Below are 24,910 nucleotides of genomic sequence, written 5' to 3' on the forward strand. Positions count from 1 at the left end.
AAACTCTTCAGTTCAAACATCTTTGGGTTTTGAGAAAACCCTAAACTTGGCTCAGCAATCGTTGGTTATTTCTTTGATTTCTCGCGGAGTAACTTACGATGCTGATAATCAGTTGACTTCAGTCTGACAGCGCAAGCACCCACACGAATTGCTTGATTCAATTGTTAAAGAGCGGGTGGTTAAGATCTTTCGTCTCAACCGAGGCGCGCATTCTACAGCAGCACCCGTTACTGTCAAGCGGTTATTTTCCGAAGCTTTCAAAGTTTCCTTTGCAACTTCAACCACTTGCGCTTCGATCAACTTCACGTTGCTCGTTAGCGGGAGGCGAATTCTACAGCGTTACAACCTGCTGTCAACCACCTTTTTTCACCGCTTTCGATCAACTCATCGAAACCTCTTCCTCGCCAATCAAACCGGCTAACTACTTGATTACCAAGGAGTTTTCCGTTTCATCTGCTCCGGAAGAGGTGCGAATTATAGACAGATTCGAGAGGCCGTCAACCGTTAATTTACGCTTTTGTTACAGCAACATTCTTTTTCGTTCTAACACGCTGGATTCGCCGAGCAATCATTGGGACTCGCATAAGGAGAAGGACTGCACCAATGACAGCGTAAAGCGCCCATTCCTTGAGATCCGCCCTGACTATCCAGAGCATATGCAACAGCCCCAAACCTAAAATTACATATATAAGCCGATGAAGCTTTTTCCATCGAGTCCCCAACCGCCGCTGACTATAGCGATTGGACGTCACCGCCAGTGCCAGCAAACACAAGAACGCCAGGCTTCCCACAATAATGTAGGGCCGCTTGAGCAGTTCCGTACCCAACTGCGCCCAGTCCAGCCCAAGGATGAATACTGCATACGCGCTCATATGCATGACGACATAAGCAAAGCACCAAAGCCCCAGCTGCCGACGAACCGAAATCCAGCCCGGCCAACCGGTCATACGCTGCAACGGCGTCATTGCCAGGGTGATCAACAGCAGGATCAAGGTGCCCAATCCCAAGCGGTCCACCAGAACCTTTCCCGGATCAGGCCCCAAAGCGAAAATCCATGCCTGATACAGCCAAAGGATCGGTGCAACACAAGCAGCCAGAAAGACGCCGAGGCGCCAGAACGGGTAACGCATCAGTAATTTTTCCGCAAATCGAGACCTGTATATAAGGAGGCGACCTCCTCCCCGTAACCGTTGAACATTTCGGTCTGTCGAATATTGGGACTGAACAGCCCGCTCGGCAGCCGGCGTTCATGTGCCTGCGTCCAGCGCGGGTGGTCAACGGTCGGGTTCACGTTGGCATAAAAGCCGTACTCACTCGCGGCGATGCTTTGCCAGGTGGTCTTCGGTTGCTCGGCGACCAGACTGATCCGCACGATGGACTTCACACTTTTGAAGCCGTACTTCCACGGCACCACCAAACGAAGCGGCGCGCCGTTCTGATTGGGCAATTCCCGGCCATACATGCCCACCGCAAGAATGGCCAACGGATTCATTGCCTCATCCAGCCGCAAGCCTTCTACATAGGGCCAGTCGATCAAGGCAAAACCAGAGCGCTGACCCGGCATGGTTTTCGGGTCCTGCAGGGTCTCGAAGCGGATGTATTTCGCATTGGCGGTCGGCTCGACCTGCTTGAGCAATTCCGAAATAGGGAAACCTATCCAGGGGATGACCATTGACCAAGCTTCGACGCAACGTAGCCGATAGATGCGCTCTTCCAACTGATACGGCTTCATGAAGTCTTCAAGTGCGTAGCGACCCGGCTTTGCGACCTCGCCGTCGATGACCACACTCCATGGCTCGGTCTTCAACGAACCCGCGTTTTGCGCCGGATCGCCTTTGTCGGTACCGAACTCATAAAAGTTGTTGTAGTGGGTCGCATCCTTGAAAGGTGTGATCGTCTCGTTCTTGACGTTGACCGCCTGCCATTTAGTAGAAGGAAGTTTCTCGGCGAACCATGACGGCGCTTTGCCTGGCTCGACGCTGGCATAGCGAGAACCATCGGCGGCGCTTGCCCAGCGCGGCATGGCACTGACAGCCAGACCTGCAAGCGAGCTGCCCAGCAGCGCACGACGGGAGAGATAGAACGATTCAGGAGTGACGTCCGACTCTTTGCAGTCGGACGACGAGGGAAGCTTGATTAGCATGATGACTCCGCAGTCTAAAGGAAACTGATGCACCAATAGACTGGGAGTATGGGGGAAAATTACATCAGTCGACCGACCGGTGGCGACGCAGTCGTAACAAATATTGAACAGGACCGGATGCCGCATAAGCGAGAAAAATTAGCAGCAAGATGCGCGGAGGGTCGCTGAATACGACAGCAAACACCAAAACGACCGCGAGTATTGCAACGAAGGGGACGCGGCCTTTGAGGTCGAGCTCCTTGAAGCTGTTGTACTTGATGTTGCTGACCATCAGCATCCCCGCAGCCGCTACCAGCAAGGCCACCAGGAATGACAGTTTTGAGCCCTGGATGCCATAGTCGCTGAACGCCCACACCGTACCGGCAACGACGCCCGCAGCAGCAGGGCTCGCCAAGCCAATGAAATAGCGCTTGTCGGCTTTGCCCACCTGGGTGTTGAAACGCGCCAGACGCAGCGCAGCGCCCGCGACGTAAATGAAGGCAACCATCCAGCCCACTTTACCCATATCGCCCAATGCCCAGCCAAATGCCAGTAACGCGGGCGCAACGCCGAACGCAACCATGTCGGACAGGGAATCGTATTCGGCGCCGAAGGCGCTCTGAGTATTGGTCATACGCGCCACTCGACCATCCAGGCCATCCAGAACCATGGCGACGAAAATGGCGATTGCAGCAAATGCGAAATATTTGCTCGCTCCGGCGGCATCCCCGGCACTCAAGGCACTCTGGGCACTCATCGAGCTGATGATGGAGTAAAAGCCGGCGAACAGATTCGCCGTAGTAAACAGGTTTGGCAGCAGATAGATACCGCGATGCCGGACCTTGCGCCCTTCAGCGTCATGGCCTTCTTCAATATGCTCATCGATCGGTAGCAGGCTTTCGGCGTCAGAGGCCTTGCTTGGCTCTTCAGGACGTTCGCTCATGGACTTTACCTTGCAACGGTGTGGAAAGTTTCGACAGATGTCTGCAACGAGGGTTCGTCTGCAAACGATGCAGCTTTATACCAGAAGCGTCAGGCCCATACGAAAAAACGCGGCCAATTGGCCGCGTTTCCGTACTGAAGAACGAAGTCGAAAGACTTAGTTCTTGTCTTTGTCGACGATCTTGTTGGCTGCGATCCAAGGCATCATCGAGCGCAGTTGCTCGCCGATGATTTCGATGCCGTGCGCAGCGTTGTTACGACGCTTGGCAGTCATCGAAGGGTAGCCGGTGGCGCCTTCGGTGATGAACATCTTCGCGTACTCACCATCCTGGATGCGCTTGAGAGCGTTGCGCATGGCTTGACGGGATTCAGCGTTGATGACTTCAGGACCGGTCACGTATTCGCCGTATTCGGCGTTGTTGGAGATCGAGTAGTTCATGTTGGCGATACCGCCTTCGTACATGAGGTCAACGATCAGCTTCAATTCGTGCAGGCATTCGAAGTAGGCCATTTCAGGAGCGTAGCCAGCTTCAACCAGCGTTTCGAAGCCCGCTTTTACCAGCTCAACGGTACCGCCACACAGAACGGCTTGTTCGCCGAACAGGTCGGTTTCGGTTTCGTCCTTGAAGGTGGTTTCGATGATGCCGGTACGACCGCCACCAACGCCCGAAGCGTAGGACAGAGCAACGTTTTTGGCGTTGCCCGAAGCGTCCTGGTAGATCGCGATCAGGTCGGGAATACCGCCGCCTTTGACGAACTCGGTACGAACGGTGTGACCTGGCGCTTTAGGAGCAATCATGATCACGTCCAGGTCAGCGCGCGGCACGACCTGGTTGTAGTGAATCGCGAAACCGTGGGAAAAAGCCAGTGTTGCGCCTTGTTTCAGGTTCGGCTCGACTTCATTCTTGTACAGCGCGGACTGGAATTCGTCTGGAGTCAGGATCATGACCAGATCAGCAGCAGCTACAGCGGAAGCAACGTCAGTCACTTTCAAGCCATGAGCTTCAGCCTTGGCGACAGTAGCCGAACCCTTGCGCAGGCCAACGGTGACATCTACGCCGGAGTCTTTCAGGTTGCACGCTTGGGCGTGGCCTTGGGAACCGTAACCGATGATGGCAACTTTTTTGCCCTGGATGATCGAAAGGTCGCAGTCTTTGTCGTAATAAACTTTCATGAAATTCCCCTGTTATCCTGGCCGTTCAGGCCATTTGCTTAATTGAGTTAGATGCTCAGCACTTTGTCGCCGCGGGCAATGCCCGTAACGCCGCTACGTACTGTTTCCAGGATGGCGGCAGTGCCGATGGCCTGAATGAAGCTGTCCAGCTTGTCGCTAGTACCGGTCAGTTGCACGGTATAGACACTGGCTGAAACGTCAACGATTTGCCCACGGAAGATATCCGTGGTGCGCTTGATCTCGGCGCGCTGGGCGCCAGTGGCCTTGACCTTGATCAGCATCAGCTCGCGCTCGATGTGAGCGCTCTCCGACAGATCAACCAGCTTGACCACTTCGACCAGTTTGTTGAGGTTTTTGGTGATCTGCTCGATCACCTCATCCTGGCCGACAGTGGTCAACGTCAGGCGCGACAGTGTCGGGTCTTCGGTTGGCGCCACGGTCAGGCTTTCGATGTTGTAGTTACGCTGCGAAAACAGCCCCACGACGCGAGACAAGGCACCCGGTTCGTTTTCCAGCAAAAGGGAAATGATGTGCCGCATGATTAAGTCCGCTCCGTCTTGCTCAGCCACATATCGCGCATGGAGCCGTCTTTGATCTGCATCGGGTAGACGTGCTCGGTGACGTCGACCTGAATATCGATAAACACCAGACGATCCTTCATGGCGAAGGCTTCTTCCATCTTCGGCTTCAAGTCTTTGAGATCGGTGATGCGCATGCCGACATGGCCATAGGCCTCGACCAGCTTCACGAAGTCAGGCAGCGACTCCATATAAGAGTGCGAGTGACGACCGCTGTAGCTCATGTCCTGCCACTGGCGAACCATGCCGAGTACGCCGTTGTTGAGCAGGATGATCTTCACCGGCAAGTCGTATTGCAGGCAGGTCGACAGTTCCTGGATGTTCATCTGGATGCTGCCTTCACCTGTCACGCAGGCAACGTCCGCGTCCGGGAAGCTCAACTTGACGCCCATGGCTGCGGGAAAACCGAAGCCCATGGTGCCCAGGCCGCCGGAGTTGATCCAGCGATTGGGTTTGTTGAAGCGGTAATACTGCGCAGCAAACATCTGGTGCTGGCCTACATCGGACGTGATGTAAGCATCGCCCTTGGTCACTTCGCACAATGTCTCGATGACTTTCTGCGGCTTGATGACGCTGCCGTCGCCCGGGTTGTACGGGAACATGTCGCGATCGCCGCGCCACTCTTCGATCTGCTTCCACCAGTTGGCGACCAGCGTCTTGTCCGGGGTCTCGCCGATTTCCTTCAAGGTGGCAACCATTTCGGTCAACACACTCTCCACCGGACCGACGATAGGCACGTCAGCCTTGATGGTTTTGGAGATCGATGCAGGGTCGATGTCGATGTGGATGATCTTCGCGTTCGGACAGAACTTCGAAGCGCCGTTGATCACTCGATCGTCGAAACGCGCGCCAACTGCCAGGATCACGTCAGCATGGTGCATCGCCAGGTTGGCGGTATAGCTGCCGTGCATCCCAAGCATGCCCAGGAACTGGCGATCCATGCCCGGATAGCCGCCCAGGCCCATCAAGGTATTGGTCACCGGAGCATTCAGCGCTTGAGCCAGCTCGGTCAGTGGTTCGGAGCCATTGCCCAGAATCACACCGCCGCCGGCGTAGATGATCGGACGCTTGGCCGCCAGGAGCATTTCCACAGCCTTGCGGATCTGGCCGGAATGACCACGAACCGCCGGGCTGTAGGAACGCAGCTTGGCTTTCTTGGGGAACACGTATTCGAATTTTTCCGCTGGGTTGGTCATATCTTTGGGGATATCGACCACAACCGGACCTGGACGACCGGATTGCGCCAGGTAGAAAGCCTTCTTCAGGACTTCGGGGATTTCCGAGGCGTGCTTGATCATGAAACTGTGTTTCACGATCGGACGGGAAATACCGATCATGTCGGTTTCCTGGAACGCGTCGGTGCCCACCAGCGTACTGGCGACCTGACCAGACAGAATCACCATCGGGATCGAGTCCATGTAGGCCGTCGCGATACCGGTAATTGCGTTGGTTGCACCAGGACCCGAGGTGACCAGCACGACGCCAGCCTTGCCGGTAGCGCGCGCGTAGCCGTCAGCCATGTGCGTCGCCGCTTGTTCGTGACGAACAAGGATATGGCTCACGGCAGGTTCTTTGAACAGGGCATCGTAGACATGCAGGAGGGCGCCACCAGGGTACCCGTAGATATGTTTAACGCCTTCGTCACGCAAAAAGCGGACGATCATTTCGCCGCCGGATAAAAGCTCCACGTTGTTCACCTCTAAAACGCCAGAATACCGCCCACAAACGAGGACGGGTCTTAATAGGTTTTACTGCCAAGCAGAGCATGAGCGACGGTGGTCGCCGACTACGTCAGCACTGACTGAGCAAGTATTGGGATGACCCCAGAGTGTTGCGGGGCTTTCCCACCCAGCGCGAGGTAACGCGTTGCGGGTGTAACAGGTCGGCGCGGGTGTGCGCCTCATGATCTACCGAGATGGCCTGCTTCTGGCAGTCCTTCCACAGCGAACTTTGGATTGTTGTGATTCGACCCTCGCAAGTCAAGTCATCCGTGAGCTTTCTTCTCAGTAACCGCATGAAAAATCACCGAATGGGACCGCGCGAGGGTGCTTATGGTAGCGTGCGCGGAGCACAACACTTCAAGGAAGCAGCATGCGCAGCGTGATTTTCTCCGCCCTCCTCGTACTGGCAATCGGCAATACCAGCCAGGCCGCGCAGATCTTCAAATGGGTCGATGCCCAAGGCGTCACTCACTTCGACGCCCAGCCTCCGGCGGGACAGGCGGCACAGCAAATCAATACGGCCCAACCACCACCGGCATCAGCCCCGGCGACACCACCGGTTGATGTTGACGGCGCGGCACAACAGCGAGCCATCGACAAGAAGGTCAAGAAACAGATCGCGACCGAAGAGGCCAAGCGCAAGGAGAACTGCACGAAGCTGCGCACCAACCTCGCGCAACTGCAGAACAACCCTCGCGTGCGTGAGCAGGTCGAGGGTGAGACGAAGCGTCTGTCGGAAGATGAGCGCCAGGATCGCATCAGCGAAACGCAAAAGGCCATTGAGGACTTTTGCGGCTGAGCGATTTTAGCCAGACACGGGCTGGCGCTTACGTGAACTCGGTGATCAATCGATCGAAATGAGCCAGCAGCTGTTGCAGGTATCGGGTTTCCTGGGCTCGAGAGGCGTAAACCATCTCGGCCATTTCGAGAATCCCGGAGGCATTGGGCAGCGGCAGGTTCTGCTCGAGAATGATCTTCATGCGCGGCAGGAAGATCCACTGCAACCATTGCTCGAATTCCAGGGTATCGACACAGAACGGCTCGACACTGGACAGCGCCTGCTCACTAGGTGGCGAATCCCTCCACCACCCCAGCACTCTCAATTCACGCTCGATCAGCAGCAAATGTTCCGCCACCTCAGGAAAGCGTTTGTCCATCATGCGCCAACCTTGGCTTTCTGGCGGGCCTGGGCAGCACCGGCCGAATCACCCTGCTTTTCACGGGCCTGGGCGATGATGTCCCAGAGACTGGCTTGCAGGCTCGGACGACCATTGGCGTAAGTCAGGCCGCGCTGCGCAAGCTGTTCGGCCTGGGCGGCATCGCCCTGAGCCAGACGCACCTGCGCCAGTCGATAGATGACTTGCGGCTCACGAGGTGCAACACGCTGCGCACGCTCGAGGCTCGACGACGCACCATTGAGGTCGCCGCCGTTCTGCTGTTGCTGCGCGGTAGTCAGCAACGCCAGCACCGGGCCGTCCAGCTGTTCGTCAGCCGACAGGCCACCGCCCGACGAAGGGATACCGCTCGGCGCCGATGCCGCAGGCGCGCTGTAAGGAGTGTTGTTGATCGGCGCGGTATTGATCGGCGCCTGATTCGCTGATGTATCGATCGGTGCGCTGGTGCTGAACGGCACCTGCTCGGCAGGCGCGGCATAAGTGCCAATAGGCGCGGCACTGCCAGTCCCGCCACCGGGGATCATTACGACCACGCCGGAATCCTGCGGAACGGATTGGGCCTGTGCAGGAGCCTGTCCGGCGTTTGGCCGGTAAGCACCATTACGTGAAGCGGCAACGCGTTCGCTGTTGGAAACTTTCGAGCTGGAATCGACTACCGGAATCGAACCACGCTCCACGCTGGCACAACCATTGAGCAAAGCCAGAGCTGTTAACGCTGGTATCAACCACTTGTTCACTTGATGTCCTCTTTGCTTAGTTCAACCAACCCTTGACCCAATCCATCACTGAATCGGCGGGGGGCGTATTCCCNGGCGGGGGCCGTATTCCCGCCACAGGCCGGGCCGGGTGCGGGTTCGCTGCCGCGAATATACGGCATCTGGACGGCATTCGGGCAGCTTGCATCGGTGCCTTGTCCGGTCGCGGCATTGACCCACGCCTGAATCACGTTATCCGGCAACGGCATGTCCAGCGGCAACGGATCAGCCTTGCGCATGAAACTGGTCCAGACCTGCAACGGCCCGGTCGCACCGGTGAAAGGCGTCTTGCCATTGTCATCGCGCCCCATCCAGACCACTGCCAGCAAATCCTGGCTGAAACCTGCAAACCAACTGTCGCGGGAATCGTTGGTCGTACCGGACTTGCCCGCCAGGTTCAGCGAGCTTGGCAATACGTTATAGACAGACTTGCCCGTACCCTCGCGCATCACGCGCTGCATGGCGTTCTGCAGCAGATAGATGGAGCCCGGATCGAAGCGCTGCTGAATCTGGAACGGATAGCGCTTGAGCGGTTCTCCCTCGGCAGTCAGCACGCTGCGAATCGAGCGCATGGGGGTATTGAAGCCACCATTGGCGATGGTCTGGTACATCGTCGCAACCTGCATCGGGCTCAACGAGCCTGCGCCCAGCAACATCGACGGATAGGTCGGCCAGTCAGCCTGCACCCCCAGCTTGCCAAGGGTCTTGAAGACATTCGGCACGCCCAGTTCCAGCCCGATCTTGGCGCTGGACAGGTTGTAGGAGTGCGCAAGCCCTTGGTAAAGGAAGATATTGCCGTGGGCCTTGTGATCGTAATTCTGCGGCTTCCAGATCTGGCCATCCGCGCCCTTGACCTGGAACGGCTCGTCGGCCACCCAGCTGGTCAAGGTGTATTTGCTCGGCTGCTCCAGCGCCGTCAGGTAAATGACCGGCTTAACCAATGATCCGATCTGGCGCACGGCATCGATGGCCCGGTTGAACCCGGCATAGCCCGGCTGGCGGCTGCCGATCAAGGCCTGGACTTCGCCGGTTTCCGGGTTGGTCACGACCATCGCCGCTTCCATCTCGTCCACACCCTTGCGCCCGCTCAGCTTCTTGAACGTCTCGGTCATCGCCGCTTCGGACTTCATCTGCAGGATCGGATCGAAGCTGGTGAAGATCCGCAGACCCTCTTCAGTCAAGTCTTCGTCGCGATAGTCTTCGCGCAACTGGCGTTTGACCAGATCCAGGAAAACCGGGAACGAGCTGTCGGCCAGACTGCCGGTTCGGGTAACTCCCAAAGGCATTTTCTTCGCGGCGGCGACCACTTCGGCCGTTGCCACGCCCTGCTGTTCAAGCAGATCAAGGACCAGATTGCGCCGTTCAAGCGCCCGCTCCGGATTGCGTCGCGGATTGTAGTAGGACGGGCCCTTGACCAGACCAACCAGCAACGCCACCTGATGCAGCTTGAGCTCGGACAGCGGCTGGCTGAAGAAATACTGGCTGGCCAGACCGAAACCATGCACGGCGCGCTGGCCATCCTGACCGACGAACACCTCGTTGAGGTAGGCCTCGAGAATTTCCTGCTTGCTGTAATGGATCTCCAGCAAGACCGCCATCATCGCTTCAGTCAGTTTGCGGGTGATGCTGCGCTCGTTGGTCAGGTAGAAGTTCTTGACCAGCTGCTGCGTCAGCGTACTGCCGCCCTGGCGCATCTGCCCGGCGGAGGCATTGACCCAGAACGCGCGGGCGATGGACTTGGGGGAGACGCCGAAGTGGTGATAGAAGTCGCGGTCTTCGACGGTAACCAGGGTATCGAGCAGATACGGCGGCGCCTGATCCAACTTGATCAGGATCCGGTCTTCGAGGTTCTTCGGATACAGGCCGCCGATCATCAGCGGCTCAAGGCGGGCCACCGCGAGCTTCGCGCCATTACCCGAACTCAGGTCGGCAACATAGTCACCCGAGAAACGCACACGAACCTGCTGCGCCGGGTCGGCACCTTCGTAGAACTGGAAGCCACGGGTATTGAGGTCAACCGTATTGCCATTGACTGCCGCCGCGCCGGGGCCGTTGGCCACGCTTTCGCGACGATAGCCCAAGGCATCAAGCTCGATGAGGAAGTCGTCCTTGGTGAGCTTCTGCCCGACGAACAGCTCCAGCGGCCGCGCATAAACCTTGGCCGGAATCGTCCAGCGCTTGCCGGAAAACTTCTCCTGGACGATGGCATCGAGATACACGGCAAAGCCAGCCAGCACGACGAGGCCGACGAGACTGAGCTTCAAAGCCCAGCCCAGCCAGGTGCGAAGTCGGCTAGGGGCAGGTTTTTTTGGGGTACGGGAAGTGCGAGTACGAGTCATGGCGGCGGATTATACGCACTTTGCAAGCGTTCGAAAGGCGGCCTTGACGGCGGTTTGCAGGCTTGCGCCAAGCGGCCATAATGGCCGCCTTGAGCCATTCACCGAATTATCACTTCTGAAGGATCGTCCGTGAGCCAGTCACTCATTGCAGCCCTGCAAAACCCCGCCCTTTTTCCGCATCCGGTCGAGGGTTTCCAACTCATCGAAACGCACATTTCGTGGGTCCTGCTGACCGGTCCCTACGTCTATAAATTCAAGAAACCGGTCAACTTCGGCTTCCTCGATTTCACAACGCTTGCGGCCCGCCAGCACTTCTGCAACGAAGAGCTGCGCCTGAATAAGCGACTCACCGACGATCTGTACCTGGAAGTCCTGCCGATCACCGGCACGGTCGACGCTCCGCAACTGGGCGGCGAAGGCGAAGCCATCGAGTACGCGCTGAAGATGCGCCAATTCCCGCAAAGCGGCCTGCTCAGCACCTTGCAGGCCAACGGCGAGTTGACCACCACGCATATCGACGAAATGGCCCGGCAGATCGCTCAGTTTCATATCAGCGCTCCAGTGGTCCCGGCCGACAACGAGCTGGGTTCGCCTGACAGCGCCATGGCCCCGGTCCTGCAAAATTTTGAGCAGATTCGCCCGCTAATCAGCGAAAAGGCCGACCTGCTACAACTCGATGCCCTACAAGCCTGGGCAGAATCCAGCTTCTATCGTCTCAAGACATTGCTGGGCAAGCGCAAGGCCGAAGGTTTTATCCGCGAATGCCACGGTGACATCCACCTGGGCAACATCACGCTGATCGACAACAAGGTCGTGATCTTCGACTGCATCGAGTTCAACGAGCCGTTCCGTATGACCGATGTCTACGCCGACATCGGCTTTCTGGCCATGGACCTGGAAGATCGCGGCCTGAAATCCCTGTCGCGTCGCCTCATCAGCCAATACCTGGAGCTGACCGGTGACTATCAAGGCCTGGAGCTGCTGAATTTCTACAAAGCCTACCGCGCATTGGTTCGCGCCAAGGTTGCGCTGTTCAGCCTGCCTGCCGACGCCGATCCGGTCCAACGCGGGACGACCCTTCGTCAATACCGCAACTATGCAAACCTGGCCGAAAGCTACAGCGCGATCCCTTCCCGCTTCCTGGCGATCACTCATGGCGTGTCGGCTGTGGGCAAAAGTCATGTGGCCATGCGTTTGGTGGAATCCCTGGGTGCGATCCGCTTGCGTTCCGATGTCGAGCGCAAACGCCTGTTCGCGGCCAAAGACGCCGAGCTTTACGGCGCAGACGCGAGCATCGCTACGTATAAAAGCCTGCATGAGTTGGCCGGCGTGATTTTGCGTGCAGGCTTCCCGGTGGTGGTTGACGCGACTTATCTCAAGCAGGCCCAGCGCGCGGCCGCTGCCAAAGTGGCCGAAGCCACCGGCGTTCCGTTTCTGATCCTGGATTGCGAAGCCCCACAAGCAGTGATTGCCGGCTGGCTGGCTCAGCGTCAGGCGGCAAATGTCGATCCGTCCGACGCAACGCTGGAAGTGATCGAGGCCCAACAGGCCAGTCGCGAGCCTTTGACCGCTGAGGAAGTGCTGCACAGCAAGCACGTGCAGACCAATCAGAGCTCGGATCTGGATAGCCTGATCGAGAACATTCGTCAGCGTCTTCCGGGCCTCTGAAACATGTTCGAGCCGTTTGGCATTTAGCGCTTCACGGCTCGAAAATAGTGGCGATATACTGGCGCCATAATTCCAACGTAACGGAAAAACGAGAGGCGCTATGACTCAGCCGAAAATTCTGGATTCCTTCCTGTACGCGCTGTTGCGCAAGGACGATGTGGCCGGATTCAACCTGCAGAAACCCAGGTCCGGCACCGTGGATCTGGCTGGGGGTGATTTTCGCGGCCTTGATCTGCGCGCCCTGGATACCGAGCGCATCGACTTTACCGATGCGTATTTCCGTTCGGCTGATTTACGCGGACTTGATTTACGCAATACGCCCATGGAAGGCGCCAGCATTGCTCACGCGCAGATCTCGGGTGCGTTCTTCCCGGCAGAGCTATCGGCGGACGAGATTCTGATGTCAGTCAACTTCGGCACTCGCATGCGTTATCGCACGGCGAGATAGCTCAGTTGAACTAGCTCTGTTCGAACTGCCGGCATGCGCAACGCATGTCGGCATGCCTGGCTACACGCACGTTCTGCTACCCGTCGCCCTCCTGCTTATTGCAATGCAAGCCTCCTTCCTACACGCCTACAGACCGCGGACTACAATGATTAATGGTTCGCCTGCGTTTTCCTTAACGTCGGAGCTCAGCATCGCATGGAGGCATGATGAACGATGAACTGTTACACCTCAAAAACCTCGGCAAGACTTCATCTCAATGGTTACACGCTGTCGGTATCCACAGCCCATCGGATTTACGGCGAATGGGGTCTGTCGGGGCGTATCAGGCTGTACGCAAGCGCGGTTTCCGGGCAACCAAGGTGTTGTTGTACGCAATCGAGGCAGCACTCATGGATATTCACTGGATTGATCTGCCGATTGATCGCAAAGACGACCTCAATCACCAATTAAACGGTACGTGCCAGCAGTCGAAGCTTTGAAAGCCCTTGCGAGGAATGAAAAAATAAACCGTTGACATGCAAATGAGAATCGCTATGATTATCACAACTGGTCGCGAGACTGGCCGATACCTGAAAGACCTTGGTTCGGTGTTTCAGATTATCTCCTCATCAGGCTAATCACGGTTTTTGACCCGGCTCTTTGCCGGGTCTTTTTTTGCCTGCGAAAAAGTGGGCATCAATAGCAGTTGCCGTGCGGTCCTGGCGCGAGAACGCCCAGCTGGATCAGCAGATCGTCCAACAAGCTGGATGCGCCGATACGCACTCGCTCGGCGGTGAGCCAATGAGGACCGAAGCGCGCCTGGGTCATGTCGAGATACTTCTTGGCGTCCTGGAACGTACGGATTCCCCCCGCGAACTTGATACCGACCTGCCCTCCCACTTCAGCAATGCTTTCCAGCATGATTCGGGCGGCCTGGGGCGTCGCGCTGACGACCACCTTGCCAGTGCTGGTCTTGATGAAATCCGCACCCGACAGGATCGCACCACGGCTGGCATCCAGAATCGTCTGCGGGTCACGCAGATCGCCGGTTTCCAGCGTCACCGTCAAGCGGGTGCGCGGGCCGCAGGCATCCCGACACGCGGCCACCAGATCCATTCCGACCTGTTGATCACCAGAAAGCAGCGTGCGAAACGGGTAGACCACATCGATTTCATCCGCCCCGGCCATCACCGCCGCTCGGGTTTCTGACGCGGCAGACTCAATATTCGCGGAGCCGTACGGGAAATTGACCGCAGCCACCACGCGGATGTCCGGCGTACGCAGCCGGTCAAGCGCGGTGCGGGCCAGCAGGACAAACTTCGGATAGACGCAAACGCTGGCGACAGGCCCCAAGGGAGTCAGTGCTCGCTGACACATGCCGATAATGCGCTGGTCGGTGTCGTCTGCATTGAGCGCCATTAGATCAAGCAGGCCGATTGCCCGCCGTGCCAACTGCTCATCGTCAGCTTTTATATCTGTGCTCATGTCTCGCCTCGATCCTTTGCAAGTTCAGGAGCAAGACAATATATGAGCCTCAGCCTCGCAAACCGGCTGGCCGACCTTCAAGGAACGGGACTACGCAAAAAACAGAAATTTCCGAAGAGGAACCCTGGTCTGCGCCGCTCAGTTTCCAGATGCAGGCTTACGCATTCCGGCGCAATAATCCTCGGCCGGAGTGGCTGCGGTAGACCAGACGTAATCCGCGCTGGCGGGATCCACATCCATGCCGAACTGACTCAGGATCAGCACAACCGGCGGCTCTTGCGCGCCGAGATCCGCCATATGCAGCGGCACACCGACGTCTTTGCGCACATGCCAGCTCCCGGCAAACAACAGCGCCGGAGCGGGCGCAGCCATAAGCCGCTCGGCCATTCGCCGGTCACGCAGTTGCTGAATGGCGACCATCGCGGGTAGCTGTTCTTCGGGCAACAGACCGCAATGGGACGCACGAACCTGTTCCAGCAACTTTTCGCGCACGCTGGAGGACGACGACAACGAGCCCTCCACTCGTGGTGGCTGCTTGTAAAGCGACATGACTTCAGCGCTGTCCAGATTGGCGGAAAGCAGCGGATAGGGTTGCGCCAATGCGTACCTGACAATGGGACCATACAGGGCCCAGTCCCAGCCTTTCTGCCACTGCAACGCGGCGGGAAGGTCGGGCGGAAATTCGCCTCGGGCGATGCCAGCGCGAACCGTATCAACCGATGCCTGCTGATCGGGATTGATCATCTCCAGAAGCAGGCTGCCCTGCTGGCGACGATCGGCCAGTACCTGTAAAAGCCAAAGCTGTAATGCGTGGTGATCGGGATTGTCATGCAGCTCCCCAACCAGAACACGCGGTGCCAGGGAGAGCCGTTCGGCAAGCTGCTGCGGCGTCAGCTCTTGCCCGCTCTTGATGTCATGAATCATGCCTGAATCCAAATCCTCACGCCCAAGCGGGCTCTGCCAAAGGGGTATATTCGGCAACGAAGGTGGCCCTTGGCAAGCACTCAGCAGCAGCAATGCCAGTATCGGACGCAGACAACGCATCATTCCAACCTCTCAATCGATGAAGATCATGGCCGCAATGCCACGAGAACTGCCACACTCCACTCAGACATAAACGGTAAAGATTATTCCACCGCCCACCAAGGAGAACCCTCTGAAATTGCTCTGTGCCGGTAGCGATATACCGGAAGGCCAAAGCCGTGGCCTGGAACTGGACGGCCGTAACCTGATAGCGATACGTCGTGACGGCCAGATATACGTCTACCAGAACCGCTGCCCGCATCGCGGCATCGCCCTGGAATGGCAGGAAAACCAGTTTCTGGACCCCAGCGCCAGCCTGATCCAGTGCACGACCCACGGCGCACTGTTCCTTATCGAAAGCGGCGAATGCGTGGCCGGGCCTTGCGAAGGGCAATCGTTGACGGCGATTGCCTGTCATGAGGATCAAGACGGGATCTGGATCACTTCCAGCGATAACGCCTGAACGGGATCGAGTTCCCAGCGAAGCTGCAAGGGCCGGTCGATGAATATCTCCTCGGATGTTAGCTGGACGCCATAGGCCAGCACTTCGACCCCCGCAGCCATCGCGTCGCGCAACGCTGCTGCATAACCGGGGTCGATCTCTGCTGCGGGCCTGACCGCTTCGACGCCGGTCAGGTTGACGCAGTACAGCAACACTGCGCGCACACCGTCGCGCGCCAGACTCGCCAATTCCCGCAAGTGCCGAGCGCCGCGCAGGGTGACGGCGTCGGGAAATGCCGCGACCGATGAACCGTCAAAACCCAATGTCACGCTCTTGACCTCGACGAACGCCGGGCCATCAGGGTAATCCAGACGAAAATCCACCCGGCTCTTTTCCTGCCCGTACGCCACTTCACGCTTGAGGCCGGTGAAACCGTTGAGTTCACTGATGACACCAGCGCGCAAGGCTTCTTCCACCAGGTGATTGGCGCGCCCGGTATTGATACAGGCCAGCCGCCCTTGCGGGGTCTCGCTGATTTCCCAGGTGCCGGGCAACTTGCGTTTAGGGTCACTGGAACGACTGAACCAGACCCGTCCGCCCGGCATCATGCAATTGAACATCGAGCCGGTGTTGGGGCAATGAATGGTCAGCAGCTCACCGCTGGTGGTTTCGATATCGGCCAGGAAACGCTTGTAACGCACCACCAGCAGACCTTGTTCAAGTTCGGGAGAAAAGCGCATCAGCCTTGCCAGCTCCGCAGACCGCGAGCGATTCGCTCAACGGCTTGTTGCAGACGCGGCAGGCTCTGGGTGTATGCAAAACGCACGTGGTGACCCGCCTGAAAACGGCCGAAGTCCAGCCCAGGGGTGATCGCCACGTGCTCGGTTTCCAGAAAGTGTCGGCAAAACGCAAACGCATCGCCGCCGAACGCGCTGATGTCAGCATAAAGGTAAAACGCGCCCTCTGGCTCTACTGCGATCTTGAAGCCCAGTTCACGCAAGGCTGGCAGCAGGAAGTCCCGGCGCAGGCCGAATTCGGCGCGGCGCTCTTCGAGAATTTCCAGGGTTTGCGGCTCGAAACAGGCCAGCGCGGCGTATTGCGCCATGCTCGGCGCACTGATGTAGAGGTTCTGCGCGAGTTTCTCCAGATCCGCGACCGCATCCGGCGGCGCGACCAGCCAGCCCAAACGCCAGCCGGTCATGCCGAAATATTTCGAAAAACTATTAAGGACGAACGCCTCATCGTCGACTTCCAGCACGCTGGCCGCGTCAGTGCCGTAAGTCAGGCCATGGTAAATCTCGTCCACCACCAGATGACCGTTTCGCGCCTTGAGCGCTGCCGACAATGCCGCCAATTCATCGCGATGCAGCAGTGTGCCGGTGGGATTGGCGGGCGAAGCAACCAATGCGCCCACGCTGTCTTGATCCCAATGTTTAGCCACCAACTCGGGCGTCAGTTGATAACGCACGTCTGGACCGACTGGTACCAGTTGTGCGGCGCCTTCGACCAGTCGCAGAAAATGGCGATTACACGGATAGCCAGGATCGGCGAGCAACCAATGCTTGCCAGGATCGACCAACAAGCTGCTGGCGAGCAACAGCGCACCGGAACCGCCGGGTGTCACCAGAATCCGGCCGGGATCGAGGCTCACGCCATAACGCTGGGCATAAAATCCGGCAATGGCCTCGCGCAACTCCGGCAGGCCACGCGCGGCGGTGTAGCGGGTTTTGCCCGCAGCCAGCGCGGCTTGCCCGGCGGCAATGATCGGCGCCGCAGTGGTGAAGTCCGGCTCACCGATTTCCAGGTGAATGACATCGTGCCCCGCCGCCTGCAGTTCATTGGCCCGCGCCAGCAACGCCATGACATGAAAGGGTTCGATGGCGCGACTGCGCGCACTGTAGGGCTGAGCCATTGGCCTTCCTTAATGATAAAAAACAGAGCCGGATAAACAGGCTGGATACCTTGCGCGAACGATTCTACCCAACCTCGCGAGTGCCTGTGATTTAAAAAGACGAGGACAGCTCACCGCTGGGAATTTGCCCGTTTGACCAATGATTGAGGGGGTAAATATCCAAATGGGTGCAACTCAGCCTGCGAAAATCAATTCAGCCAAGGTTTTTTCCCACCCCATGCCGTGGCCGGAGCTATGATCAACTGTGCTGTCGTGCGCTCATGCTCGACAACCGGGAGTAGCGCGCTCCGATTTGATCTGGTAAGTTCGCCCGCTTGCAGCCGCAGGGCCGGCAGGTGTCGGCGATGTATAAATCCTGCGCAATGGATTAAAGAGTGAGAGGCGGTCCATTCATGCCCACCCAAGAAAAGCAGCAGAACAACCAGATAGCTGGTGACTTCAAACCTTACGAAATCAGTAAGGGCGAGGAGTACATGAGCGAAAAGATGCGTGCTCACTTCACCAAGATTCTTGGTGGCTGGAAGTTGCAGTTGATGCAAGAGGTCGATCGGACCATGCATCACATGAAAGACGAAGCGGCCAACTTTCCGGATCCAGCAGATCGCGCCAGCCAGGAAGAAGAATTCAGCCTGGAGTTGCGCGCCCGTGATCGCGAGCGCAAGTTGATCAAGAAGATCGACAAGACGCTGCAGTTGATCGAAGACGAAGAATATGGCTGGTGTGAATCCTGCGGCGTAGAGATCGGCATCCGCCGCCTCGAAGCCCGCCCAACCGCCGACCTTTGCATCGACTGCAAGACGTTGGCGGAAATCAAGGAAAAGCAGGTCGGCAAGTAAGCGACCCGCAGCCTTGAACCAGGGACGCTTCGGCGTCCTTTGTTGTTTCTGGATCTCCTGGGCAAACACTTGATTCTGTAGGAGCGAGGCTTGCCCGCGAAGAACGATTACGCGAATTGTCTGACACACCGAGGCGATTGAATCGCGGGCAAGCCTCGCTCCAACAAGCCAAATATCGAAGCCAGCCCCAATCTCCAGTAACATCGCGCCCATGAATCCCTCTTCCTACATCGGGCGCTTTGCGCCGACGCCCAGCGGTTACCTGCACTTTGGCTCGCTGGTCGCAGCACTGGCCTCGTACCTCGACGCCCGCTCGGTTGGCGGTCTATGGCTGATGCGCATGGAAGATCTCGATCCACCGAGAGAAGTCCCGGGCGCGCAAGCCGCGATTGTCGATACCCTCGAACGCTACGGTTTTGAATGGGATGGCGAGCTGGTCAGTCAAAGCCAGCGCCATGACGCTTACGCACAGATCGTCAATCGCTGGCTCAGCCACGGGCTGGCGTATGCCTGCACATGCTCGCGCAAACAACTGGAGCCGTTCGCCGGGGTTTATCCGGGGATTTGCCGGGACGCCGGCCACGACTGGGAAAATGCCGCCATCCGCATTCGCGTGCCGGAAGTGCAGTATCAATTCGAGGATCGGGTTCAGGGCAACTTTCAGCAGCATCTGGGCCGTGAAGTCGGGGATTTCGTGATCAAACGCCGCGACGGCTTGTTCGCCTATCAACTGGCTGTGGTGATCGACGACGCCTGGCAAGGCATCACGGACGTGGTGCGCGGCGCCGACTTGCTTGACTCCACCCCGCGCCAGCTGTACCTCCAGGAATTGCTCGGCGTTCCAGCCCCTCGCTACCTGCATGTGCCACTGATCACGCAGCCGGACGGCAACAAACTGGGCAAATCCTATCGTTCGCCACCACTGGCGGCAGATCAAGCGACGCCTTTATTGTTGCGAGCGTTGCGTGCGCTGGGACAGCCGGTCGATAAGCAACTGGGTTACGGCACGCCACAAGAGGTCCTCAAGTGGGCAATCGGGCACTGGAACGCTGCGTTGATCCCCAAGGTTCGCAACCTTGAAGAAGCCCGGATAGACTGAGCTAGAGCGGTCGCGATCAACTTGTATAGACGGGTGATGAAACGCCTCTTGCAGGTTGCGCGCCATCCGTTACCATGCCGCTCCTCATCCGCAGCAACGCGAACGAATCGCGAAGGAGGCCAAATGTATATTTACCGATTGGTCCTGTTGCTGGTGGTAGGCATTTACCTGTTCTCTCCGGCCATCATGGATTGGTGGATAGATGCGACCGGCGCCTGGTATCGCCCGTATCTGCTGTGGCTGATCCTGATCGTGGTCACCTTCATTCTCCAGAGCCAACGAGATGCCGATGAGCTTTAGCCTGACCCAGATGATTCTGGTCAGCGCCGCCTATTTATTAGTGCTGTTCGGCGTGGCATGGATCAGCGAGCGCGGCGTCATTCCCCGCTGGATCATCCGTCACCCGCTGACCTACACCTTGTCGCTGGGTGTCTATGCCAGTGCCTGGGCGTTTTACGGGACGGTCGGCCTGGCCTATCAGTACGGCTACGGCTTTCTCTCCAGCTATCTCGGGGTTTCCGGGGCGTTCCTTTTGGCGCCGGTGTTGCTGTATCCGATCCTGAAAATCACCCGCACCTATCAGCTTTCATCGTTGGCCGATCTGTTTGCGTTCCGCTTCCGCAGCACCTGGGCGGGCGCGCTGACCACTATTTTCATGCTGATCGGCGTACTGCCACTGCTCGCGTTGCAGATCCAGGCGGTGGCCGATTCCATTGGCATCCTCACCCGCGAGCCGGTGCAGAACCGCGTCGCCCTGGCGTTTTGCGCGCTGATTACCCTGTTCACGATCTTCTTTGGCTCGCGACACATCGCCACCCGGGAGAAACACGAAGGTTTGGTGTTCGCCATTGCCTTTGAGTCAGTGATCAAGCTCATCGCCATTGGCGGCATCGGCCTGTACGCGTTGTATGGCGTCTTTGATGGCCCGCAAGCGTTGGAACAATGGCTGTTGCAGAACCAGAGTGCGCTCGCAGCGCTGCATACACCGCTGCAGGAAGGCCCGTGGCGCACCTTGCTGCTGGTGTTCTTCGCCTCGGCCATCGTCATGCCACACATGTACCACATGACGTTTACCGAAAACCTCAGCCCGCGCTCGCTGGTCAGCGCCAGCTGGGGCCTGCCGCTGTTCCTGTTGTTGATGAGCCTGGCTGTGCCATTGATTCTCTGGGCCGGGCTCAAGCTCGGCGCGACCACCAGCCCGGAATACTTCACGCTAGGCATCGGCATCGCAGTCAACAGCAAGGCGCTGGCTCTACTCGCCTATGTGGGCGGGCTGTCGGCGGCCAGCGGATTGATCATCGTCACGACCCTGGCCCTGTCGGGCATGGCCTTGAATCATCTGGTTCTGCCGCTTTATCAGCCGCCCGCCGAAGGTAATATCTACCGTTGGCTGAAGTGGACCCGGCGCGGCCTGATCGTTGCGATCATCATGGCTGGCTACGGTTTCTATCTATTGCTCGGCGCGCAACAGGATCTGGCTAATCTGGGTATCGTGGCGTTCGTGGCGACCCTGCAATTCCTGCCGGGGGTGCTTTCGGTCCTGTATTGGCCGGCGGCCAATCGTCGCGGATTCATCGCCGGCTTGCTGGCGGGCATCACGGTATGGATGGTCAGCATGCTGTTGCCGTTGATCGGCGACTTCCAGGGTTTTTATATCCCGCTGCTGAACATGATCTACGTTCTGGACGATACCAGCTGGCACATGGCGGCAATCGCCTCGCTGGCCGCCAACGTGTTGCTATTCACCCTGATTTCGCTGTTCAGCAATCCCAGCCCGGAAGAAGCCAGCGCCGCCGAAGCCTGCGCGGTGGACAACGTGCGCCGCCCGCAACGCCGCGAACTGCACGCCGCGTCGCCGCAGGAGTTCGCCACGCAACTGGCCAAGCCGCTGGGAGCCAAGGCTGCGCAGAAGGAAGTCGAGCAGGCGTTGCGCGATCTTTACTTGCCGTTTGATGAGCGTCGTCCTTACGCGCTGCGGCGTCTGCGCGATCGCATTGAAGCCAACCTGTCTGGACTGATGGGGCCCAGCGTGGCCCAGGACATGGTCGAGACCTTCCTGCCCTACAAGTCCGGTGGCGAAAACTACGTCACCGAAGATATCCACTTTATTGAAAGCCGCCTTGAGGATTACCACTCGCGCCTGACCGGGCTGGCTGCGGAGCTCGATGCCCTGCGCCGCTATCACCGGCAGACGTTGCAAGAGCTGCCAATGGGCGTGTGCTCGCTGGCCAAGGATCAAGAGATCCTGATGTGGAACAAGGCCATGGAAGAACTGACCGGCATCGCCGCCCAGCGCGTGGTCGGCTCGCGGCTTGAGACCATCACCGACCCCTGGAAAGAGTTGCTGCTGGGTTTCATCAATCTTCCCGACGAGCATCTGCATAAGCAGCGCCTGGCACTTGATGGCCAGACCCGTTGGCTCAATCTGCACAAAGCCGCTATCGACGAGCCCTTGGCCCCCGGCAACAGCGGCCTGGTATTGCTGGTCGAGGATTTGACCGACACGCAGATGCTCGAAGACAAACTGGTGCACTCCGAGCGGCTGGCCAGCATCGGTCGTCTGGCCGCTGGCGTGGCTCATGAAATCGGCAACCCGATTACTGGCATCGCCTGCCTGGCGCAGAACCTGCGTGAAGAGCGCGAAGACGATGGCGAACTGACCGAAATCAGCAGCCAGATCCTGGAACAGACCAAGCGTGTTTCACGGATCGTGCAGTCGCTGATGAGCTTCGCCCATGCGGGCGGTCATCAACATACCGACGAAGCGGTGTGCCTGGCCGAGGTGGCGCAGGATGCCATTGGTCTGCTTGCACTGAACCGGCGCAACTTCGAAGTGCATTTCTATAACCTGTGCGATCCCGAACACTGGGTCGATGGCGACCCGCAACGGCTGGCCCAGGTGCTTATCAATCTGCTCTCCAATGCCCGCGACGCGTCGCCTGCGGGCAGTGCGGTGCGGGTCCGGAGCGAAGTTTCCGAACACACTGTCGACCTGATTGTGGAAGACGAAGGCAGTGGCATTCCGAAAGCAATCATGGATCGATTGTTCGAACCTTTCTTCACCACCAAGGATCCAGGTGAAGGTACCGGACTGGGCCTCGCACTGGTCTATTCCATCGTTGAAGAGCATTATGGACAGATCACCATCGACAGCCCGGCCGACCCCGAGCACCAGCGCGGTACCCGTATTCGGGTGACATTGCCGCGACATGTCGAAGCGACGTCCGCTGTGAACTGAGACCGTCGAGAGAACCGAATCAATGCCGCATATTCTGATCGTCGAAGACGAAACCATTATCCGCTCGGCCCTGCGTCGCCTGCTGGAACGTAACCAGTACCAGGTCAGCGAAGCGGGTTCGGTGCAGGAAGCCCAGGAACGATTCAGCATCCCTTCGTTTGATCTGATCGTCAGTGATTTGCGCTTACCGGGCGCGCCCGGCACCGAGTTGATCAAACTCGGTGAAGGCAAGCCCGTGCTGATCATGACCAGCTACGCCAGCCTGCGCTCGGCCGTGGACTCCATGAAAATGGGCGCCGTCGATTACATCGCCAAACCGTTCGATCACGACGAGATGCTCCAGGCCGTGGCGCGGATTCTGCGTGACCGTCAAACCGTGCAAAGCATGCAGGCCGACCGCAGTCTGGCCAAGGCCAACGGTGCGGACAAAGGCGTGGTCGACAACAGCAATGGCGAAATCGGCATCATCGGCTCTTGCGCGCCGATGCAGGACCTTTACAGCAAGATTCGCAAGGTCGCGCCAACTGATTCCAATGTGTTGATCCAGGGAGAATCGGGCACCGGTAAGGAATTGGTGGCACGTGCGCTGCATAATCTTTCCCGCCGCGCCAAGGCGCCGATGATTTCGGTGAACTGCGCAGCGATCCCGGAAACCTTGATCGAGTCCGAACTGTTCGGCCACGAGAAAGGCGCCTTTACCGGAGCCAGCGCAGGTCGTGCCGGTCTGGTAGAAGCCGCCGACGGTGGCACATTGTTCCTCGATGAAATTGGCGAGCTGCCCCTCGAAGCCCAGGCGCGATTGCTGCGCGTGCTTCAGGAAGGCGAAATTCGCCGGGTTGGCTCGGTTCAGTCGCAAAAAGTCGACGTGCGCCTGATTGCTGCGACGCACCGCGACCTGAAAAGCCTGGCCAAAGTCGGCCAGTTCCGCGAAGACCTTTATTACCGCCTGCACGTGATCGCGCTGAAACTGCCGGCCCTGCGTGAACGTGGCGCAGATGTCATCGACATCGCCCGTTCCTTTCTTGCCAGACAAAGCGCCAAGGTCGGTCGCACTGACCTGAAGTTTGCCCCGGACGCCGAACAAGCGATTCGCCATTACACTTGGCCGGGCAACGTGCGCGAGCTGGAAAACGCTGTAGAACGCGCGGTCATTCTGTGCGAGAGCCCGGAAATTTCGGCCGAGCTGCTGGGCATCGACATCGAACTGAGCGACCTGGACGACGAGGACTTCATCGGCCTGCCCGCTCAGCATAATGCTTCCAGCTCCACCAGCCACGAGCCCACCGAAGACTTGTCCCTTGAGGATTACTTCCAGCATTTCGTCCTGGAACATCAGGATCACATGACTGAAACCGAGCTGGCACGCAAACTGGGCGTCAGCCGCAAGTGTCTGTGGGAGCGTCGTCAGCGCCTGGGCATCCCGCGCCGCAAAGGTGTGGCCAGCGAAACTTGATCGAGGAAGGCCGCGCAAGGCTCTAGCCCGAGCGTGCGCGCCTTGTGTCGAAGGTGTTACCTCAGCAGGTTCAACGTAACAAAAGCCGGGTCTTACGGTAACGAAGTCCCGGCTTTTTTATGCCACCAGAAAGCCATCCCAACCCCAGAGCGCCCGGTTTTAAAGGGTTTCTAAAAGTTGGCACAGGTTCTGCAATATCTCTGGTACAAGAACAACAAAAACTCGCAGTAGCAAAATCCATAATAAAAACAATACGTATCGACTCACGCATAACAAGAACAACACGGCGGAGGCGCAGCTAACTGATTCTTTTGGAGAGGAGTTGTATTTGGGGCTTGCCCCACGACCAGGCTGAGAACAACAAAAACTACCCTAAGGTAGCGCCTGAACTGGTTGGATCGAATGATCATTGCAACGCAGCGACCAAAGCAATCCGTTTGCTCTTGACTCCCGATTGGGAGGGTTCACAGACGAAAAGTCTCGTGAATGGGCACTCAACAAAAACAAAAAGCCCGAACAGA

22 protein-coding genes and 1 pseudogene are annotated in these 24,910 nt (G+C 58.0%); 10 read left to right on the forward strand and 13 right to left on the reverse strand.

The genetic code is table 11. The features are described from left to right. Positions 1-509 precede the first annotated feature (509 nt). The 6 genes from msrQ to AFK24_RS26390 form a co-directional block, all read right to left on the reverse strand. On the reverse strand, positions 510-1,130 hold the full coding sequence (msrQ, locus tag AFK24_RS26365; protein WP_065836051.1) for a protein-methionine-sulfoxide reductase heme-binding subunit MsrQ: 621 nt from the start codon (positions 1,128-1,130) through the stop codon (positions 510-512). Beyond that, positions 1,130-2,143, reverse strand: coding sequence for a protein-methionine-sulfoxide reductase catalytic subunit MsrP (msrP, locus tag AFK24_RS26370; RefSeq protein ID WP_065836052.1), 1,014 nt, complete (start codon positions 2,141-2,143; stop codon positions 1,130-1,132). The genes msrQ and msrP overlap by 1 nt, the downstream gene beginning before the upstream one ends. Positions 2,144-2,207: 64 nt before the next feature. Next, on the reverse strand, positions 2,208-3,065 hold the full coding sequence (gene pssA / locus AFK24_RS26375) for a CDP-diacylglycerol--serine O-phosphatidyltransferase (protein ID WP_065836053.1): 858 nt from the start codon (positions 3,063-3,065) through the stop codon (positions 2,208-2,210). A 156-nt stretch (positions 3,066-3,221) separates the two neighbouring features. Continuing rightward, complete coding sequence (gene ilvC, locus AFK24_RS26380) at positions 3,222-4,238, reverse strand: ketol-acid reductoisomerase (RefSeq protein WP_065836054.1); 1,017 nt, start codon at positions 4,236-4,238, stop codon at positions 3,222-3,224. 47 nt (positions 4,239-4,285) lie between these two features. Beyond that, a complete protein-coding gene (gene ilvN, locus AFK24_RS26385) occupies positions 4,286-4,777 on the reverse strand; it encodes an acetolactate synthase small subunit (RefSeq protein ID WP_020293234.1) in 492 nt (163 codons plus the stop codon). 2 nt (positions 4,778-4,779) lie between these two features. Further along, positions 4,780-6,504: an acetolactate synthase 3 large subunit gene (locus AFK24_RS26390; protein ID WP_065836126.1), complete on the reverse strand. Its 1,725-nt coding sequence runs from the start codon at positions 6,502-6,504 to the stop codon at positions 4,780-4,782. 403 nt (positions 6,505-6,907) lie between these two features. Here AFK24_RS26390 and AFK24_RS26395 point away from each other — a divergent pair, with 403 nt between their 5' ends. Next, positions 6,908-7,336, forward strand: a complete 429-nt coding sequence (locus AFK24_RS26395; RefSeq protein ID WP_065836055.1) for a DUF4124 domain-containing protein — start codon at positions 6,908-6,910, stop codon at positions 7,334-7,336. Positions 7,337-7,364: 28 nt separating this feature from the next. Here AFK24_RS26395 and AFK24_RS26400 read toward each other — a convergent pair whose 3' ends face one another. The 3 genes and pseudogenes from AFK24_RS26400 to mrcB form a co-directional block, all read right to left on the reverse strand. Then, positions 7,365-7,694: a YqcC family protein gene (locus AFK24_RS26400; protein WP_065836056.1), complete on the reverse strand. Its 330-nt coding sequence runs from the start codon at positions 7,692-7,694 to the stop codon at positions 7,365-7,367. Then, the gene (locus AFK24_RS26405; protein ID WP_065836057.1) at positions 7,694-8,449 is read right to left on the reverse strand and encodes a tetratricopeptide repeat protein; all 756 of its coding nucleotides are present in this window, start codon (positions 8,447-8,449) and stop codon (positions 7,694-7,696) included. The genes AFK24_RS26400 and AFK24_RS26405 overlap by 1 nt, the downstream gene beginning before the upstream one ends. A 16-nt stretch (positions 8,450-8,465) precedes the next feature. Next, positions 8,466-10,806: pseudogene (gene mrcB, locus AFK24_RS26410) on the reverse strand (penicillin-binding protein 1B). Between the two features lie 129 nt (positions 10,807-10,935). Between mrcB and AFK24_RS26415 the strand changes: the two are divergent. The 3 genes from AFK24_RS26415 to AFK24_RS26425 all read left to right on the forward strand — a co-directional run bounded on the left by AFK24_RS26415 (position 10,936) and on the right by AFK24_RS26425 (position 13,401). Beyond that, positions 10,936-12,474, forward strand: a complete 1,539-nt coding sequence (locus AFK24_RS26415) for a bifunctional aminoglycoside phosphotransferase/ATP-binding protein (protein ID WP_065836058.1) — start codon at positions 10,936-10,938, stop codon at positions 12,472-12,474. Positions 12,475-12,574: 100 nt separating this feature from the next. Beyond that, on the forward strand, positions 12,575-12,922 hold the full coding sequence (locus AFK24_RS26420; protein ID WP_020293227.1) for a pentapeptide repeat-containing protein: 348 nt from the start codon (positions 12,575-12,577) through the stop codon (positions 12,920-12,922). A 206-nt stretch (positions 12,923-13,128) separates the two neighbouring features. Further along, positions 13,129-13,401, forward strand: a complete 273-nt coding sequence (locus AFK24_RS26425) for a TfoX/Sxy family protein (protein WP_065836059.1) — start codon at positions 13,129-13,131, stop codon at positions 13,399-13,401. A 196-nt stretch (positions 13,402-13,597) separates the two neighbouring features. Here the strand turns inward: AFK24_RS26425 and deoC are convergent, their stop codons facing one another. Both deoC and AFK24_RS26435 read right to left on the reverse strand, forming a co-directional pair. Next, positions 13,598-14,386, reverse strand: coding sequence for a deoxyribose-phosphate aldolase (gene deoC / locus AFK24_RS26430; protein WP_065836060.1), 789 nt, complete (start codon positions 14,384-14,386; stop codon positions 13,598-13,600). A gap of 138 nt (positions 14,387-14,524) precedes the next feature. Further along, positions 14,525-15,433 carry a ChaN family lipoprotein gene (locus AFK24_RS26435; protein WP_430962184.1) on the reverse strand — a complete coding sequence of 303 codons (909 nt, stop codon included), beginning with the start codon at positions 15,431-15,433 and terminating at the stop codon, positions 14,525-14,527. Between the two features lie 109 nt (positions 15,434-15,542). On the opposite strand from AFK24_RS26435, the gene AFK24_RS26440 reads away from it, so the two are divergent. Next, positions 15,543-15,872 carry a Rieske (2Fe-2S) protein gene (locus AFK24_RS26440; protein ID WP_065836061.1) on the forward strand — a complete coding sequence of 110 codons (330 nt, stop codon included), beginning with the start codon at positions 15,543-15,545 and terminating at the stop codon, positions 15,870-15,872. Here AFK24_RS26440 and sfsA read toward each other — a convergent pair. Then, complete coding sequence (gene sfsA / locus AFK24_RS26445; protein WP_065836062.1) at positions 15,833-16,591, reverse strand: DNA/RNA nuclease SfsA; 759 nt, start codon at positions 16,589-16,591, stop codon at positions 15,833-15,835. The genes AFK24_RS26440 and sfsA overlap by 40 nt on opposite strands. Then, positions 16,591-17,763: a pyridoxal phosphate-dependent aminotransferase gene (locus tag AFK24_RS26450; RefSeq protein WP_065836063.1), complete on the reverse strand. Its 1,173-nt coding sequence runs from the start codon at positions 17,761-17,763 to the stop codon at positions 16,591-16,593. Before AFK24_RS26450 ends, sfsA begins: the two co-directional genes overlap by 1 nt. A 392-nt stretch (positions 17,764-18,155) precedes the next feature. Here AFK24_RS26450 and dksA point away from each other — a divergent pair, with 392 nt between their 5' ends. From dksA to AFK24_RS26475, 5 genes are all read left to right on the forward strand, one after another. Then, the gene (gene dksA / locus AFK24_RS26455; protein WP_065836064.1) at positions 18,156-18,599 is read left to right on the forward strand and encodes an RNA polymerase-binding protein DksA; all 444 of its coding nucleotides are present in this window, start codon (positions 18,156-18,158) and stop codon (positions 18,597-18,599) included. A 211-nt stretch (positions 18,600-18,810) separates the two neighbouring features. Beyond that, positions 18,811-19,698, forward strand: coding sequence for a tRNA glutamyl-Q(34) synthetase GluQRS (gene gluQRS, locus AFK24_RS26460; RefSeq protein WP_065836065.1), 888 nt, complete (start codon positions 18,811-18,813; stop codon positions 19,696-19,698). A gap of 123 nt (positions 19,699-19,821) precedes the next feature. Beyond that, a complete protein-coding gene (locus AFK24_RS26465) occupies positions 19,822-19,998 on the forward strand; it encodes a hypothetical protein (protein ID WP_004879930.1) in 177 nt (58 codons plus the stop codon). After that, positions 19,982-22,936 (forward strand): sensor histidine kinase, encoded by a 2,955-nt coding sequence (locus tag AFK24_RS26470; RefSeq protein WP_170826403.1) that lies wholly within the window; start codon positions 19,982-19,984, stop codon positions 22,934-22,936. Before AFK24_RS26465 ends, AFK24_RS26470 begins: the two co-directional genes overlap by 17 nt. A gap of 22 nt (positions 22,937-22,958) precedes the next feature. Continuing rightward, the gene (locus tag AFK24_RS26475) at positions 22,959-24,389 is read left to right on the forward strand and encodes a sigma-54-dependent transcriptional regulator (protein ID WP_065836067.1); all 1,431 of its coding nucleotides are present in this window, start codon (positions 22,959-22,961) and stop codon (positions 24,387-24,389) included. The last annotated feature ends 521 nt before the right edge of the window (positions 24,390-24,910 follow it).

Source organism: Pseudomonas syringae, assembly GCF_001698815.1.
GTDB classification, from domain to species: domain Bacteria; phylum Pseudomonadota; class Gammaproteobacteria; order Pseudomonadales; family Pseudomonadaceae; genus Aquipseudomonas; species Aquipseudomonas syringae_A.

Excerpts from the sequence above, each read along its gene's own strand:
- msrQ (WP_065836051.1), bottom strand. The coding sequence starts at position 1,130 with ATGCGTTACCCGTTCTGGCGCCTCGGCGTCTTTCTGGCTGCTTGTGTT.
- msrP (WP_065836052.1), bottom strand. The coding sequence starts at position 2,143 with ATGCTAATCAAGCTTCCCTCGTCGTCCGACTGCAAAGAGTCGGACGTC.
- pssA (WP_065836053.1), bottom strand. The coding sequence starts at position 3,065 with ATGAGCGAACGTCCTGAAGAGCCAAGCAAGGCCTCTGACGCCGAAAGC.
- ilvC (WP_065836054.1), bottom strand. The coding sequence starts at position 4,238 with ATGAAAGTTTATTACGACAAAGACTGCGACCTTTCGATCATCCAGGGC.
- ilvN (WP_020293234.1), bottom strand. The coding sequence starts at position 4,777 with ATGCGGCACATCATTTCCCTTTTGCTGGAAAACGAACCGGGTGCCTTG.
- AFK24_RS26395 (WP_065836055.1), top strand. The coding sequence starts at position 6,908 with ATGCGCAGCGTGATTTTCTCCGCCCTCCTCGTACTGGCAATCGGCAAT.
- AFK24_RS26400 (WP_065836056.1), bottom strand. The coding sequence starts at position 7,694 with ATGGACAAACGCTTTCCTGAGGTGGCGGAACATTTGCTGCTGATCGAG.
- AFK24_RS26420 (WP_020293227.1), top strand. The coding sequence starts at position 12,575 with ATGACTCAGCCGAAAATTCTGGATTCCTTCCTGTACGCGCTGTTGCGC.
- AFK24_RS26425 (WP_065836059.1), top strand. The coding sequence starts at position 13,129 with ATGAACGATGAACTGTTACACCTCAAAAACCTCGGCAAGACTTCATCT.
- deoC (WP_065836060.1), bottom strand. The coding sequence starts at position 14,386 with ATGAGCACAGATATAAAAGCTGACGATGAGCAGTTGGCACGGCGGGCA.
- AFK24_RS26435 (WP_430962184.1), bottom strand. The coding sequence starts at position 15,433 with ATGATGCGTTGTCTGCGTCCGATACTGGCATTGCTGCTGCTGAGTGCT.
- sfsA (WP_065836062.1), bottom strand. The coding sequence starts at position 16,591 with ATGCGCTTTTCTCCCGAACTTGAACAAGGTCTGCTGGTGGTGCGTTAC.
- AFK24_RS26450 (WP_065836063.1), bottom strand. The coding sequence starts at position 17,763 with ATGGCTCAGCCCTACAGTGCGCGCAGTCGCGCCATCGAACCCTTTCAT.
- dksA (WP_065836064.1), top strand. The coding sequence starts at position 18,156 with ATGCCCACCCAAGAAAAGCAGCAGAACAACCAGATAGCTGGTGACTTC.
- gluQRS (WP_065836065.1), top strand. The coding sequence starts at position 18,811 with ATGAATCCCTCTTCCTACATCGGGCGCTTTGCGCCGACGCCCAGCGGT.
- AFK24_RS26465 (WP_004879930.1), top strand. The coding sequence starts at position 19,822 with ATGTATATTTACCGATTGGTCCTGTTGCTGGTGGTAGGCATTTACCTG.
- AFK24_RS26470 (WP_170826403.1), top strand. The coding sequence starts at position 19,982 with ATGCCGATGAGCTTTAGCCTGACCCAGATGATTCTGGTCAGCGCCGCC.
- AFK24_RS26475 (WP_065836067.1), top strand. The coding sequence starts at position 22,959 with ATGCCGCATATTCTGATCGTCGAAGACGAAACCATTATCCGCTCGGCC.